We start from the raw sequence: 14,831 nt of genomic DNA on the forward strand, positions 1-14,831 counted from the left end.
GCAGGATCAGTCGACGACGAGCCGTTCGCGCTCGAATCGGCCGTCAGCATCTGCGCCGTCACGATCGACGCGTGCCCGCCAGCGCCACGAGCCGATCTCGTGGGGCTCGAGCGAACCGATCAGATACGACCGGTCGGGCCACGTCGCCAGCGCAGCGTCGGTATCGCTCGGCCGGGCCGGGCCGCGGGGATGGGAGTGATAGAAGCCGACGATTTCCTCGCCGCGAGCCTCGAGGCGGTCGAAGATCGCCAACTGCTGTTCGGGGTCGATCTCGTAGCGCGTTCGTGGGTTCTCGGCGACGTTGTCGGCGGGGTACTGCGAGTGGACGCGACTCGTCCCGTCGGGCTCGTACGTGCCGCCGAGGACGCCACAGATCTCTTCGGGGCTGCCCTCGCGAGCGCGCTCAAAGATTGCCTCGCGGATAGCGGTCGGCAGGACGATCACGAACTCGAACCAGTAGCCGCGGTGTCCGAAACCGACTCGAGCCCTGCAAGCTCGTCGAACGGAACCGCGATATTCGAATCAGGGCCGTCGAATCGGTCAGGCTGGACGATCGCCGCGAGCGCCTCGAGCGTGTCCACCAGCCGCGGGCCGGGTCGATTGAGATAGTGGTCGCCGTCCATCGCCCAGACGCGCCCCTCTTTGACTGCCGTGAGGTCGTCCCACCCGTCGCGCTCGGTGAGATCTGCGCTGTTGCGTGCGATCTGTGCGAGGCCGAAGCCACAGGGTGCGACGATCACGATTTCGGGATCGTAGTCACGAATTTCTTCCCACTCGCGCGGTCGTGAGCGCTCGCCGACGTCAGCCAGCCCGTACGTCCCGCCGGCCCAGTCGACAAGTTCGGCCGTCCAGTGGCCCGCGATCATCGCGGGGTCGGTCCAGTCGAAGATCGCCACGCGCGGGCGGTCAGACGCGTCGATGTCGGCAGTTCGATCGCGGATGGCGTCGATGCGAGACTCGAGGTCGGCGCGGACTTCGCGAGCGCGCGCTTCGCGGTCGACCGCGCGACCGATCCGCTCGATGTCGTCGAGGACGTCGCCAACGCTGTGTGGATCGGTCGGTACGACCTCGGGATCGGCCGAAATCCGGTCGACGGCGTCGGCGACGACGGTCTCGTCGACCGCACAGACATCACACATTCCCTGCGTGACGATCACGTCCGGCTCGAGATCGTCGAGCGTCTCGACGTCGATCTCGTAGACGCCATCCTCGGTCTCGGCGATCTCGAGGACCTGGCGGTCGATCTCAGCGCTCGAGGCCGACTCGTCGACATCGATTCTCGAGCGGGTAACGGTGGGGGCTTCCGCCGCACTCGGTGGGTAGTCACACTCGTGGGAGACGCCGACCGGCTCGCGTCCCAGTGCAGCCACCATCTCGGTCGCCGACGGGAGCGTCGTGATGATTTGCATGGCCTTTCGTAGGGAGCGAGAAACCAAAAGCAGCCCCGTCGGCTCGCTGGCCTCGCGGGCGCTCGCGAACGCGGACACGTTCGAACAGATATATCATCGCCGTCCGCCCTGGGAAGGGTATGGCAGTCCTCTTACAGCTGCTCGGTGCGAACCCCATCGGCGGACTGGTGCTCGCGATCATCGTTCCGGTCGTCGTCGTCGCGTTCGGAACGTACGTCGGCGTGTTGATGGCGCTGCAGTCGTTTTTCGACGCCTCGTCGTGGCAGGAGGCGATGCGAACCGGCGATACCGAGGAGTAGGAACGTGGTAGTCGATCGGCGTTGCGTGTTGAGCGCCACCGTAACGTGGTGTCCGACTGCGGCCGACACTACACGTCCGTGAGCGCCGCCTCGAGTTCCCGAACCCCATCCTTTGCCGTCCGATCGGGGTTTGCCAGCACGCACACCGGTTGCTCGCCGACGGGGACGAAGCCGAGATCGAGTCGGTCGGCAGTCTCGCGGAGGCCAAGGCCCGCGTCAGCATCGCCCGCGATGACTTTCCGTGCGGGACTCTCGTGGGCACGCAGCCCGAGGTCGTAGCCGTCGATCGCGTCGGTCAGCTCGCGTCTGGTCGTCCCCCGGTCATCCGCGAGGGCAGCTACCGCGGCGTCCAGACTCGAGCGCAGCCCCGAGTCGGTCGTCCGATTGACGAATTGCAGGTCGCGATCGACCAGATCGGCCAGCCCCTCGATCTCGTCGGGATTACCGGGACGGACGACCAATCCCCACTCGCGCTCCCAGCGGTCGAGTTCGGTGGTCTCGACGTCGGCCTCGAGCGGGCCTGCGACCACGGCCACGTCGGGAACGCCCTCCCGGAGTCGTCGTAGGCCCGGCCGGGTACCGACCGAAAGGTAGCGTGGATTTTCGAGACCGTCGAGCAGCCGCGACACGGTCGGGTCGTCCTCCCCGACGGCGAAGAGAGTCGGCGGCCGGACGTCCGGTGAGAACAGCGTGGCGGTGACGGGTTCGCCTGCTTCGAGGTAGTCGGTTTCGGGGCCGACTTCGACGACGCCGTCGGCGTCGGCGAGGCTGGTCGTCGCGCCGCTGCCCTTGTCGACGGGGTAGACGAGCGTCTCACCATCGCCGTCGGTGACTAAGCCAACGGGCATGAGCCGATGACGGCCCTCCTCGTAGCGTTCCTGTCGGGCCAGCCGGCCGGTAACGGTCGCCGACGCGGGTTCGGGGAGTCCGGCGGCCTCACTGATCGCCGGCGCGACGAAAGTGCGAAAGACCATCATCGCGGAGACGGGATAGCCCGGGAGACCGACGTAAGCAGAGTTATCTAGCCGGCCGATCAGCATCGGCTTGCCCGGCTTGACGCTCACCCCGTGGAGCAGCAACTCGCCTTGCTCTTCGATGACGCGGTAGATGACGTCGACCGCGCTCGCGCTGGTCGACCCCGAGGAGAGGACGAGATCACACTCGTCGGCAGCCTCGCGGAGAATCCGCTCCATCTCGTCCTGCTCGTCGCCAGCGTGGGGATAGAGGACGGCCTCGCCGCCCGCGTCTTCGACGCCCGCAGCGATCGTGTAGCTGTTGACGTCGTAGATTTCCCCGCGCTCGCTCGCGAGGTCCTCACCCGGCCGTACGAGTTCGTCGCCGGTCGAGACGATGCCGACGCGCGGCTTGGCCCGGACTGGTACCTCGCCGACCCCGAGCGCCGACAGCAGGCCGATATCTCGAGGCGTGATCTGCGTGCCGGGACCGAGTGCGCGCTCGCCTGCGGCGACGTCCGCGCCGGCGAACATGACGTTGTCGCCGGGAGCGACCGCGGTACGGACCAGCACATCATCACCCTCCTGATCCATGTCTGTGCGCTCGACCGGGACCATCGCGTCGGCACCGTCGGGCATCACTGCGCCGGTCGAGATTTCGGCCGCCTGGCCCTCCTCGAGCGCGACGTCCGGCTCTTCGCCGGCGTGAACCTCGCCGACGACCGCGAGCCGGGCGGGATCGGCCTCGTCAGCACCGAACGTATCCCGTGCTCGGAGGGCGTAGCCGTCGAGGCTCGCCCGGTCGAACCCCGGAACGTCGAGTTCGGCGTCGAGTCGCGCCACCAGCACCCGGCCCCGCGCCTCCGCGAGCGGGACGCGTTCGATGCCAGCCTCGAGCGCCAGCGAGTCGATCGCCTCGCGTGCCTCCGCGGGCGTGGCGAGATCGCGAAATTCCTTGCGGTTCATAACGGCCTTTCGGGTGCCGAGGCTAAAAACGTCGGTCGAATGCGCCGGTTCGACACGATCTGGCAGCCCCTCGGGGCTTTCGTCATCGTCGATATACGTTCGTGTTATAATACTCGCGTCAAATGGTAGTTTGTCCCGAAACAGGGCGACATATGAAGGGTTTTAGCGTCTGGTCACGAACGATCCGTCGTGGCTTTTCGCTCGAGCGACGTTCCAAACCCCGTCCGGTGGCTGCTGCTCGCGGTCGGCTACCTGCTCGCACGGGTCGGCGTGATCGACGTGCGACGCGCCGAGCGGACGACCGACCTCGCCTGGCCCCGCATCGTCACGGGAATCGCGCGAATGTCCAAATCCGCGGCGGATGTCGCGATGGTCGGGATCGCGCTCGGGCCGGCGGCGATCGCCGGCGTCGGGCTGGCGACCCCCTACTGGGGGCTTGCCTTTGCGGTTGGCGGTGGGGTCGCCGGCGCGACCATTAGTCTGGTCTCCCAGCGATACAGCGGTGGGACCGCTGCGGGCCTCTCGCGGGCGGTGACGACGAGCGGCGTCATCGTTGCCCTGATCTTACTGCCGCTCGCTGCCGTTTACGGGGTGGGTGCTGAGCGACTGATCGCACTCGTCGGCGACGACGCCGCCGCGATCACCTTCGGGGCGGACTACCTCCGGGTCGTCGCCGTCGGCGTCCCGCTGGCGGGGCTGAATCTCATCGGCAGCCGGACGCTCGTCGGTGCCGACGACGCGTGGACGCCCATGGTCCTTCGAGCGGGCGGCGCAGTCGTCAACGTGGCACTCAATGCGGTGTTGCTCTTCGTCCTCGAGTTCGGCGTCGTCGGCGCGGCGATCGGCACCGTCGTCGCGAACGCGCTCGTCCTGACGGCGTTCAGCATCGGTTTCACGGTCGGCCGGCTGCCGCTGCTCGGTGCGTTCCCCGTGACGGTCAGTATCGCGTGGCCGTCCGTGACGGGCGACGAGATCCGCGACGTGCTCACCATCGGGATGCCGCTGGTGTTCACCAACGTCGCACGGCGGGCCGCCCAGTTCCCGATGCTCGCGATCGTCGCGCTCTTCGGGCCGAACGTCCTCGCCGCCTACGTCGTCGCCCGGCGCGTCCGGGATCTGATGGACACGCCCGGCTGGGGCTTTTCACTGGCTTCGAGCAGTCTGGTTGGTCAGGAGTTAGGCACCGGTGACGAAGGGGACGCCGACGCCTACGGTCGCGAGGTGCTCTGGTTTGGCACCGGCGTCTACGTCGTCAGCGCGGCGCTCGTGTTCGGCTTCGCCGACTGGATCGGGCGTCTGTTCGTAAGCGATCAGTCGATCCTGCCGCTCGTGAGCACGTTTATCGCCGTCGCCTGCGTCAGCGTCGTCTTCCGCGGTATAAGCGGCGGCGCGACAGGGCCGCTTCGTGCCAGCGGTGACACCCGCTGGCCGTTCTACGGGCAGGTACTCGGGCTGTATGGCTTCGCGCTTCCCGTCGCTCTGGTCGGTGCCGTCTCGATTCCGGTTCCGTTCCTCGAGGCCGTGACGCCGCTGGGCATCGGTGCGCTGTATGCCGCGTTGATCCTCGAGACGTTCGTCCCCGCCGCGGTCACGTACTATCGGTTTACGACCGGCCACTGGAAGACAATCAGCCGGGCGTATCGGCCCGACTCGTCGGCAGGCGACTAACTGATAGCTGTCTCGGGCGGAACGATTACAATCCCGCTGCTGGTTTCACATGGTATGTCACGGCTTGCCGGATCCGACCGCGAGCGCATCGCCGCCCTCTTCGATCGCCACCTCGAGGTCGGCCTCCATCATGGGGCACAGCTGGCTGTCTTCGTCGACGGCGATCTCGTCATCGACCTCGCTGGTGGCACAACGGGACCCGACGGCGACAGGGAGACCCACGAGACGCGTCACGTACTGTTCTCGTGTACGAAACCCTACGCCGCGGTGACGCTGCACTCGCTCGTCGAGGAGGGTGCGCTCGCGTACGACGACCGCGTCGTCGACCACTGGCCCGAGTTCGCCGAGGAGGGCACCGACAAGGCCGCTATCACCGTCCGACAGGTGCTCAGCCACACCGCAGGACTGCAAAAGAGCACGATCGACGATCGGCCGACCGTCTGGAGTGACTGGGACACCGTCATCGAGACGCTCGAGGACCAGGACCCGCTCTCGCCGCCGGGCGAGGTGCCGGCCTATCACGCGCTGACCTTCGGCTGGCTGGTTGGCGAACTCGTCCGCCGCGTCTCCGGGACGCCGATCGAACGCGCTGCCGCCGACCGCGTCTTCGGGCCGCTCGATATGGCACAGACGGGCATCGGCCTCCGGGAAGCCGAGGACGACGACGTGGCGACGGTCGTCGGCTTCGAGCCGTTCGACCGCTGTCGGGACCCCGGTGAGGGACTCGGCGACAACGCCGCGGTCGCGGCCCCGTTCAACGCCGAGACGGTCCACCGCGCGGTAGTCCCCGCGGCCAACGGGATCGGCACCGCCCGCGACATGGCCCGCTTTTATGCCTGTCTGGCAAACGGCGGTGAACTCGAGGGGGCCCGTCTCCTCAAGCCCGAGACCGTCGAGCGGATGACGCGTCTCGAGGCCGAGACGGAGTCCGACGGGACGCTCGACCGCGAGGCGCGGTTTGCGCTTGGCTTCTGGAAAGGGGGGACGACGATCGCACCCTACGGCTCGCTCTCGCCCGAGCACGTCTTTGGCCACGCCGGCCTTGGGAGCAGCGTCGGCTGGGCCGACCCCGAAGAAAACGTTGGCTTCGCGTACATCACGAACGGGGTCCGCGACGGGTCGTACGAACACCTTGCCCGCGTGAACGCGCTGGCCGACGCCGTTCGGCTTGCGCTGCGGTAAGTATCCGACTCCTGTCGATCACGTTCAGCACACTCGCGACCCGTCGTGTAGAGACGCCGGACCGTCGGTCCAGCAGACCGTCTCAGGCCTTCGGCGAGAGATGCCCGGCAAAAGTCTGGAACAGGATCGTCTCCTCGGGAACGTAGAACGTGTCCGTGGCGAACTCGTAAACGTTCTCGGGAGTTTCGGCTTCCCAGACGATGTAGGCGAACTCATCCTCGACGGTCTCTTGTTGCATGTCGATCGTGGCCTCCTCGTGATCGAACTCCGCGAAGAGGTCCTCGAAGAGCCCCTCGATCTCCTCGAGGCCGTGGAACGTCCCCATGTTCGTCACGATCACCGACTCGTCGGTGTAGTCCTCCATAACGGCCTCGAGGTCTTGCTCGCCGAATGCCGTCAGGTGGTGGTCGAGTACGTCATCAGTCGTTGTCATTCGGATCCCTCAATGTGGGTTGGCAACACATGTCGATATCAAGGTTGTGGAAGAACGACTCCCTCTCGAGGGTGTTACGGATTGGCTTCCCAGTTCTCGACGGCAACCGTCTCGCCGGCTGGGATCCCCTCACGATCATCGTCGACGACCACCCAGCCATCCGCCAGCGCGACGCTCGAGAGCACGCCTGACCCGCTCGCCCGGGTCGGGATCGCCGTGTACGCGGGTTCGTCGCGGGGGACGTCCTCGTCGCGGGTCTCGAGGCGCACCCGCGCGAACGTCCGCGTGCCAGGCTCGCTCGGGATCTTGCGCTCGAGTCGGGCCTGTGTCGTCGGGTGGGGATCGGGTTCTGTGCCCTCGAGCCAGCGCAACGTCGGCCGCAGAAACTGAACGGCGTTGATGATGCAGGCGACTGGATAGCCGGGCAATGCGAGTACGGGCGTGTCCTCGACGATTCCCAGACAGACCGGATGGCCGGGTTTGAGCCCGACGCCGTGGACCAGCACCTCACCCAGGTCGTCGATCACCTCCGGCAGCAAGTCCCGCTTACCGACCGAAGAGCCCCCAGTCGTGACGACCACGTCCTTCGTCAGATCGCGCTGGATTGCCACGCGCAGCGACTCGGGATCGTCGGTGACCACGTCGCGGTACGTGGCGCGAGCGCCCCAGCGCTGGGCCAGCCGCGACACCGTGAGCCCGTTGGTTTCGACGACTTCACCGGGGTCGGGATCGGCCTCGACCAGTTCCTCGCCGGTCGGGATCACGCCGACCGTCGGTTGCTGTGCGACCGCAACTTGCCCATAGCCCGCCGATCGCAACAGGCCCAGATCCGACGGTCGGAGCCGATGGCCCGCCTCGTAGAGCTGTTGCCCTTCCTCGATGTCCTCGCCGATCGGCGCGACGTTTTCGCCCTCCGCGACGGCGTCTTCGACCTCGAGGTCGCCGATCGATTCGCGTTCGGTGACGCGTTCGATCATGACGACGGCGTTGGCCCCCTCGGGGAGGGCGCTGCCGGTGTGGACCCGCGCGGCCGTCCCCGGGTCGATGCGGTCGGCAGTAGCGTGGTCCTCGTCGACTGCGTCGGGCTCGGTCAGTTCTAACACCTCCGGGGAGCGCCCGCTGGCCCCGAAGGTGTCCGCGGCCCGGACGGCGTAGCCGTCCATGGCCGCCCGTCGATAATGGGGGACGTTTCGGGCGGCTGTAACGGGTGCGGCAAGCACGCGGCCGTCAGCACGCGCGACATCGACGGTCTCGGTCCCACAGGGGACGTCGGCGTCCCCACGATCTGCGACAGCCTCTCTGAGAATCCGGCGCGCCTCGGCGACCGGCGTCCGCACCTTGAACCCGGCTTCCGTGCGCTCGCGGTCCGCTCCTTCCATACGGTGACTCGAGTCGCCGGACGCCAAAAGCATGGGGGCCCGTGGAGGGCAAATCGCCGCGACCGCGGGGTTTTTCGTAGCGGCGTTCAAACCTGTATCCATGTCAGCGCTCCGCGACGCGTTGCGGGACCTCTCCGAGGACGTCTTCTTCGATCTACTCGAGAGCGAGGACGCCTATCTGCTCGTGCTTGACGTCCCTGGAGTCACCGCCGAGTCGCTCGACCTCGCGATCGAGGACGGTCGCATCTCCATCGATGCCACCCGGGAAAAGGAGCCGACCGAAGACTACCAGTACATCGAGGAGAACCGCTCGCTCTTTCTCGATGTCGATCTTCCGCTGCCCGACGACGCATCCGACGCCAACGCCGAGGCGACGGTCGACCGGGGCGTCCTCGAGTTGGTGCTGCCGAAACGAGGTTCCAGCGACGAGACAACGATCGAGATCGTCGACGAGGACGCCTAACACGGGGGTGAGTGAGACTGGCCTCTCTTCGCGCATACAAGCGCTTCGTCATCGTCGCATGGCAGTTCCTCCCGCTGTTGCTCGCCTACGCCCGTGACCGGCGGCGCTTTCTCCTGTTTGGCCGCCCCCGGCAGGTCGGCCACGAGACCCACAGCCGCCGAGCCGAGCGGTTGCTCGACTCGCTGTTGACGCTGGGGCCGACCTTTATCAAACTCGGGCAGTTGCTGTCGACCCGTCCCGACATCCTCCCACCGGCGTACATCGACACCCTCGCGTCCCTGCAAGACGCCGTGCCGCCGGCACCGTGGCCCGAGGCGAAACAGGTGCTCGAGGACGAACTCGGCCCCGTCGACGAGCGCTTTGCGGAATTCGATACCGAGCCGATCAGCGGCGCGAGTCTGGGACAGGTCTATCGGGCGCGACTCGACCCCGAAACGGAGCGGACGCGGGCCGACCCGACCGACGATGCCAGTCGCGAGGTCGCCGTGAAGATCCGCCGCCCGAACATCGAATCGCTCGTCAACGCCGATCTACGGGTCATCAAGTGGTCGCTGCCGATCCTGCTGTATTTCGTCGGCGAAGCGCGCGCGTTCTCACTCGAGAACTTGGCCGACGAGTTCTCGAAGACGATCCGCGAGGAGATGGACTACGAGCGCGAAGCCAAGATGCTCACCGAGATCCGCGCGAACTTTGCCGACGACGATCGGTTTCGCATTCCCGACGTGATCGAGAGCCACTCCGACTCGCGCGTGCTCACGATGGAGTACATCGGTGGGACGAAGATCAACGAGCTCGAGGAACTCGAGCGCAAAGGGATCGACCGAACACAGATTGCAGAGAACTTAGAGCGGTCGTACCTCCAGATGATCATCGACGATGGGGTCTTCCACGCCGATCCCCACCCCGGCAACCTTGCGGTGACCGACGAGGGGAAGATCGTCTTCTATGACTTCGGGATGTCGGGACGGGTCGATTCGTTCATTCAGGACAAGATCGTCGACTTCTACGTCGCTGTCGCCAACCAGGACATCGACGGCATCCTCGACGCGCTGGTCGAGATCGGGACGCTATCACCCGACGCCGACCGCGGTGTGATGTCCGAGGTGATGGAGATCGCCATCCAGGACGCCCGTGGTGAGGACGTCGAACAGTACCGGGTCAACCAGATCGTCGGCCAGATCGAGGACTCGATCTACGAGTTCCCCTTCCGGCTTCCGAAAAACCTCGCGCTCGTCCTCCGGGTCGCGACCGTCGTCGAAGGCGTCTGTGTCACTCTCGATGAGGACTTCGATTTCATCGCGACGGCGACCGACTTCCTGACCGAAGAAGGGTATCGCGAGGAAACCATCCGAAACTATATCGACGAGACGGGCCAGCAGCTCCGCCGAAGCGGCGAGTCGCTGACTCGACTTGCACCCAAGACCGAGCGCGCACTCGACCGACTCGACCGCGACGACCTCTACCTCCGCATCGGCGTCGAAGACTCGGACAAGGTCTTCGAGAACCTCGCCAAGCGCATGATCTACGGCATGCTGTTGACGATGTCGCTGTTCTCGACCGGCGTGCTCTACGCGCTCGAGGCCCCCCTTGGATCGATCGTCGCAGCGGCCTTCTCGGTGGTCGTGCTGATCCAACTCTACCGGTCGTTTCGCTCACCCAAATCGATCGGTGCACGGCCACAGTTTACGCGCCAGAACCTCCGCCAGCGCCGCGGCGAGGAATGAGACGCGCTTCCACCGAGTGGCCGCCCAACGTTTCTTGCGGTGTCGGGTCGAAACACAGCTATGGACTACGATCGGATCGCCGACCTGTCGCTGACGATCGCGTCGGTCGAAAGCGAGCGCCGCGAGCGCGAGACCTCGAGCGACTTCACCCGTGTCACGACTGAATTTGCGCTTTCGGGACCGACACCGGACGGCGACGGGACGGTTACGGGACGCGGTGAGGACGTGACCTACGACACCGAAGATCACGACCGGCTGGCTGAGACTGGCCTGCCGGAACTCACCGGCGAATACACGTTCGAGTCGTTTTCCAAGCGACTCGCGGCCCTCGATCTCTTTCCCGGCGGTGCACCCGACCGTGAGGTCTTTCGCAACTACCGGCGGTGGGGCATCGAGAGTGCGGCGCTCGATCTCGCGTTGCGACAGGCCGAGACAGACGTTGCGAGCGTCCTCGAGCGGTCGCTCGAGCCGGTTCGGTTCGTCGCCAGTACCCGCCTCGGCGAGCCGCCGACGACCGACCGACTCGAGGTCCTACACGAACAGGTCCCCGACCTCGACTTCAAACTCGATCCGACGCCCGAGTGGGACGCTGATCTCGTCACCGCCATCGACGAAACGGTCGGCACTGACGCGGTCCGCATCCTCGATCTGAAAGGCCAGTACGAGGGCACCGAGGTCGACGTGCCGGCCGATCCCGAACTATATGAACTCGTTCTCGAGGGATTCCCAAACGCCATCATCGAGGATCCGGCGCTGACCGACGAGACGCGGCCGCTGTTCGAGGACTCGGCGGTTCGATCGCGCGTCTCGTGGGACGCGCCGATCCACGGGCTCGAAGACGTCGAAGCGCTGCCGTGGGAGCCTGACTGGCTGAACGTCAAACCGTCGCGCTTTGGCTCGCTCGCGTCGCTGCTCGAGACGATCACCTACTGCAACGAGCGCGGGATTCGGCTGTACGGCGGCGGTCAATTCGAACTCGGCGTGGGTCGCGGGCAGGTTCAGATGCTTGCCTCGCTGTTCTACCCCGACAGCCCCAACGACGTTGCCCCGCGGGCGTACAACGAGCCCGCAGTCGGTGACGGGCTGCCGGCGAGCCCGCTCGAGCCAGCCGGCGAGTCCGTCGGATTCCGCTGGTAGCGGCTGGCCCGTTTAGCCACATCATGACAACAGGATCGTAATCACTCGAGCGGAACGTCTGTTCGGCCACCAACACTTTACGTGATGGTGACAAGATTGAGAAGTCCGGGGTGGACTGGATGGATGTGAGTGCTGTGGTCCAGCCTGGATGTGAGTTTTTCCCGGACGTTCCACGGGTTTCGATTCCGCTGTAAAATAGCTGGGGGTTCGTCGCTCGCCAAAGGGTGTGTCCGCCGATGCTCGAGACGGCCGGATCCGACCTCGCAGTGACGGAGATAGTCCTGTTAGCACACCGAACAGGCTCCAGCGGCCATTCCAAACGGTTTATGGCCGTCGGTTGATTACGCCGGGACATGGCGAAACAGCAGACCGAAGTTCGCGATCTCCAGGAAGGCAGCTACGTCATGATCGACGATGCTGCGTGTAAGATCAACGCCTACTCGACCGCCAAGCCCGGCAAACACGGCAGCGCCAAGGCGCGCGTCGAGGCCAAGGGTGTCTTCGACGGCAAGAAACGCTCGCTGTCCCAGCCTGTCGACGCCAAGATCTGGGTGCCGATCATCGAACGCAAAAACGGACAGGTCGTCTCCGTCGACGGCGACGACATGCAGGTCATGGACTTAGAGACCTACGAGACCATCACGATGCGCATTCCCGAGGACAAAGATGTCTCGCCCGACGAGAACATCGAGTACCTCGAGATGGAAGACCAGCGAAAGATCGTCTAATGTTTCCTGGGGCGGCCGACGAGCGCGAGGGGACCGACACGGCGGCCGATGCCGACCGTGGAGATGCGAACTTCGTGGTCGTCGGTGCGCCCCTGGACGCCACGACGACCTTTCAGCCGGGAACCCGGTTCGGGCCCCGGCGAATCCGTACGTTTGCCGAACCGTTCGACGATTACGACCACCGGACGGACCAGCATTTCTCTGAACTGGGCGTCGTCGACCGCGGCGACATCCGCGCGTGGGACGATGCACAGGAGTACCTCGACTACCTGACGAGTACGCTACGCGAGTCCGTCTGGAACGACGCCGTCCCACTGCTCCTAGGAGGTGAGCACACCGTCTCGCTCGCGGGCGCACGCGCGGTCGAACCTGACGTGTTCGTCTGCCTCGACGCCCACCTCGACCTCTATGGTGCCTACGACGGGAACCCGCTCTCCCACGCTGCCGTTACCCGACGGATTCTCGAGGACGTCGACACGGTCGAAGAGGCGATTATCCTCGGTGCGCGCACTGGCAGCGAAGCCGAGTGGGAGCGCGCCGCGGCGGACGACGTGACCGTGGTGCCGCCCGAGGACGTGGCTGACTGGGATCCTGGCGATCGACTCGCCGATCGCGACGTCTACCTGAGCGTCGACATCGACGCCGCCGATCCCGGCTTCGCGCCAGGCACCGGGACGACCGAGCCGTTCGGCCTCGAGCCCCGGGAACTCCGTGACGTCGTCCGTGCGGTCGCACCCCACGCTGACGGCTTCGACGCCGTCGAAGTCAACGACCGCGACGACGGGCAGGCGGCCGCGCTGGCTGCCAAACTCGTTCGCGAGTTCGTCTTTTCGCACGCCAGCGGCGTCGACACATAGCCATCGGCCACGCGAGAGCGCACGTTTTTCCCACTCCGCCCGAACTCCCGAGTATGCTCGAGACGACGCTGTGTTTCCCGCTCCGGGATAGCGATTCCAACGTGGGTCGCGACGTGCTCCTCATCGAGAAACGCCGCGGGCTCGGCGAGGGCTGGTACAATGGCCCTGGCGGAAAATGCGAACCTGGCGAGACACCCCCAGAGTGTGCTATCCGCGAAACGCGCGAGGAGGTCGGCCTCGAGGTCACAGCCCTCGAGAAAGCCGGCGAGCTTACCTTTCTGCTCGACGGCGACACACACTCGGTCTGTCACGTCTTTCGGACGCGGTCGTTTACCGGCGAGCCGACCGCGTCCGACGAGGCTCACCCGGAATGGATCGCCATCGAAGACGTGCCATATGACCGGATGTGGGACGACGATCACCTGTGGCTCCCCGGCGTGCTCGAGGGGCGGACCGTCGTCGGCGAGTTTCGGTTCGAAGGTGGCGAGCCCTTAGACGAGGCCGAGTTCGTCGCTCACGATCTCGAGTGGGACGTCTCGGTGTGATCGCTCGATTGCCACTTTAGGGTTTCAGTACGACCTTGCCCGAGCTCTTCCGGTCCTCGATGTACTGGTGAGCGTCGGCGGCGTCTGCGAGCGCGAACGACTCGCCCAGTACGACCTCGAGATCGCCGCTTGCGAGTCCCTCGGTGAGATCCGGAACCGCCTGCATGATCCTGCTCGGGTCGTGGGTGGCTGCCTGACCGAGGTGGAATCCTGTGACGGTCTTGTTCTCGAAGAGCAGCCGCTTGTTGCTGACCTCGGCGGGGACGCCGCTGGCGACGCCGTAGGTGACCATCCGGCCGAAGTGGGCCATCGCGTCGAGGCTGCGCTCGAAGACGTCGTCGCCGACGCTCTCTAAGACGAGATCGACGCCTTTCCCATCGGTTTCGTCCGCGATTACCTCGCGGAAGTCCGTTTCGGTGTAGTCGATCGGATGGTCACAGCCCAACTCGGCCGCGAGCTCGAGCTTTTCCTCCGAACTCGCGGTCCCGAAGACCTCCGCACCGGCGTTCGACGCCAACTGGACGGCAGCTGTGCCGACCCCGCCCGCGGCGGCCTGGATCAGGACTGACTCGCCGGCCTCGAGGCCACCCCACGCGAACAGACAGCTATGGGCGGTGAGAAACTGGATCGGGAAGCCAGCGGCTTCCTCGAGACTCATCGCCTCCGGAACCGGAAAGAGCATCTCGGTGGTCGCGACGACGGACTCGGCGTAGCCGCCGGTTTCGACCATCGCGACAACGCGGTCGCCCTCCGAGACGTCCTCGACGCCGTCACCGACTGCGTCGACCCGTCCTGCGGCTTCCATCCCCGGAACGTATGGTGGCTCGGGACCGCCGGGATAGTGGCCGCGACGCTGCATGATGTCCGCGAAGTTGATCCCGGCCGCCTCGACGGCGATGCGGACCTCGCCCGGCCCCGGGTCCGGTTGCTCGATGTCGACAACCTCGAGTCGGTCGCTGTCGCCGTATTCTGTTACCTCGATTGCGTCCATACTACTCCTGCGGGCGACAGGCGGATAAACCTCTGAGAACCGGAGGAAACGACCGGGCAGTTGTGGGACGTGGTGTCGTTACGATAGACGGGGACGG

The 14,831-nt window shown here is 65.8% G+C and carries 15 protein-coding genes; 9 read left to right on the forward strand and 6 right to left on the reverse strand.

Going from position 1 to position 14,831, the window contains the following annotated elements:
- Positions 1-6: 6 nt before the first annotated feature.
- Both BSG09_RS02885 and BSG09_RS02890 read right to left on the reverse strand, forming a co-directional pair.
- The gene (locus tag BSG09_RS02885; RefSeq protein ID WP_092929891.1) at positions 7-444 is read right to left on the reverse strand and encodes a desampylase; all 438 of its coding nucleotides are present in this window, start codon (positions 442-444) and stop codon (positions 7-9) included.
- On the reverse strand, positions 441-1,409 hold the full coding sequence (locus tag BSG09_RS02890; protein WP_092929893.1) for an ABC transporter substrate-binding protein: 969 nt from the start codon (positions 1,407-1,409) through the stop codon (positions 441-443). The genes BSG09_RS02885 and BSG09_RS02890 overlap by 4 nt, the downstream gene beginning before the upstream one ends.
- A 119-nt stretch (positions 1,410-1,528) precedes the next feature.
- On the opposite strand from BSG09_RS02890, the gene BSG09_RS02895 reads away from it, so the two are divergent.
- On the forward strand, positions 1,529-1,708 hold the full coding sequence (locus BSG09_RS02895) for a hypothetical protein (RefSeq protein ID WP_092929895.1): 180 nt from the start codon (positions 1,529-1,531) through the stop codon (positions 1,706-1,708).
- Positions 1,709-1,776: 68 nt separating this feature from the next.
- On the opposite strand, the gene BSG09_RS02900 is transcribed toward BSG09_RS02895, so the two are convergent.
- Positions 1,777-3,627, reverse strand: coding sequence for a molybdopterin biosynthesis protein (locus BSG09_RS02900; RefSeq protein WP_092929897.1), 1,851 nt, complete (start codon positions 3,625-3,627; stop codon positions 1,777-1,779).
- 189 nt (positions 3,628-3,816) lie between these two features.
- Between BSG09_RS02900 and BSG09_RS02905 the strand changes: the two genes are divergently transcribed.
- Positions 3,817-5,295: an MATE family efflux transporter gene (locus BSG09_RS02905; RefSeq protein WP_092929899.1), complete on the forward strand. Its 1,479-nt coding sequence runs from the start codon at positions 3,817-3,819 to the stop codon at positions 5,293-5,295.
- Positions 5,296-5,349: 54 nt separating this feature from the next.
- Positions 5,350-6,477 (forward strand): serine hydrolase domain-containing protein, encoded by a 1,128-nt coding sequence (locus tag BSG09_RS02910; protein WP_092929901.1) that lies wholly within the window; start codon positions 5,350-5,352, stop codon positions 6,475-6,477.
- Between the two features lie 82 nt (positions 6,478-6,559).
- On the opposite strand, the gene BSG09_RS02915 is transcribed toward BSG09_RS02910, so the two are convergent.
- Positions 6,560-6,910, reverse strand: coding sequence for a nuclear transport factor 2 family protein (locus BSG09_RS02915; protein WP_092929903.1), 351 nt, complete (start codon positions 6,908-6,910; stop codon positions 6,560-6,562).
- Positions 6,911-6,984: 74 nt separating this feature from the next.
- Complete coding sequence (locus tag BSG09_RS02920; protein ID WP_092929905.1) at positions 6,985-8,289, reverse strand: molybdopterin molybdotransferase MoeA; 1,305 nt, start codon at positions 8,287-8,289, stop codon at positions 6,985-6,987.
- 100 nt (positions 8,290-8,389) lie between these two features.
- Between BSG09_RS02920 and BSG09_RS02925 the strand changes: the two genes are divergently transcribed.
- From BSG09_RS02925 to BSG09_RS02950, 6 genes are all read left to right on the forward strand, one after another.
- The gene (locus BSG09_RS02925) at positions 8,390-8,752 is read left to right on the forward strand and encodes an Hsp20/alpha crystallin family protein (protein ID WP_092929907.1); all 363 of its coding nucleotides are present in this window, start codon (positions 8,390-8,392) and stop codon (positions 8,750-8,752) included.
- Between the two features lie 77 nt (positions 8,753-8,829).
- Entirely contained in the window at positions 8,830-10,476 is a 1,647-nt protein-coding gene (locus tag BSG09_RS02930) for an ABC1 kinase family protein (protein ID WP_092930148.1), read from the forward strand.
- A 60-nt stretch (positions 10,477-10,536) separates the two neighbouring features.
- Positions 10,537-11,613, forward strand: coding sequence for an enolase-like domain-containing protein (locus BSG09_RS02935; protein ID WP_092929909.1), 1,077 nt, complete (start codon positions 10,537-10,539; stop codon positions 11,611-11,613).
- A gap of 353 nt (positions 11,614-11,966) precedes the next feature.
- Positions 11,967-12,341 carry a translation initiation factor IF-5A gene (locus tag BSG09_RS02940; protein ID WP_092929911.1) on the forward strand — a complete coding sequence of 125 codons (375 nt, stop codon included), beginning with the start codon at positions 11,967-11,969 and terminating at the stop codon, positions 12,339-12,341.
- Positions 12,341-13,198: an agmatinase gene (gene speB, locus BSG09_RS02945; protein ID WP_092929913.1), complete on the forward strand. Its 858-nt coding sequence runs from the start codon at positions 12,341-12,343 to the stop codon at positions 13,196-13,198. The genes BSG09_RS02940 and speB overlap by 1 nt, the downstream gene beginning before the upstream one ends.
- A gap of 53 nt (positions 13,199-13,251) precedes the next feature.
- Positions 13,252-13,743, forward strand: a complete 492-nt coding sequence (locus BSG09_RS02950; protein ID WP_092929915.1) for an 8-oxo-dGTP diphosphatase — start codon at positions 13,252-13,254, stop codon at positions 13,741-13,743.
- A gap of 16 nt (positions 13,744-13,759) precedes the next feature.
- On the opposite strand, the gene BSG09_RS02955 is transcribed toward BSG09_RS02950, so the two are convergent.
- Positions 13,760-14,734, reverse strand: coding sequence for a quinone oxidoreductase family protein (locus BSG09_RS02955; protein WP_092929917.1), 975 nt, complete (start codon positions 14,732-14,734; stop codon positions 13,760-13,762).
- Positions 14,735-14,831: the final 97 nt, after the last annotated feature.

Origin of the sequence: Natrinema hispanicum (genome assembly GCF_900111485.1) — an archaeon.
Taxonomy (GTDB): domain Archaea; phylum Halobacteriota; class Halobacteria; order Halobacteriales; family Natrialbaceae; genus Natrinema; species Natrinema hispanicum_A.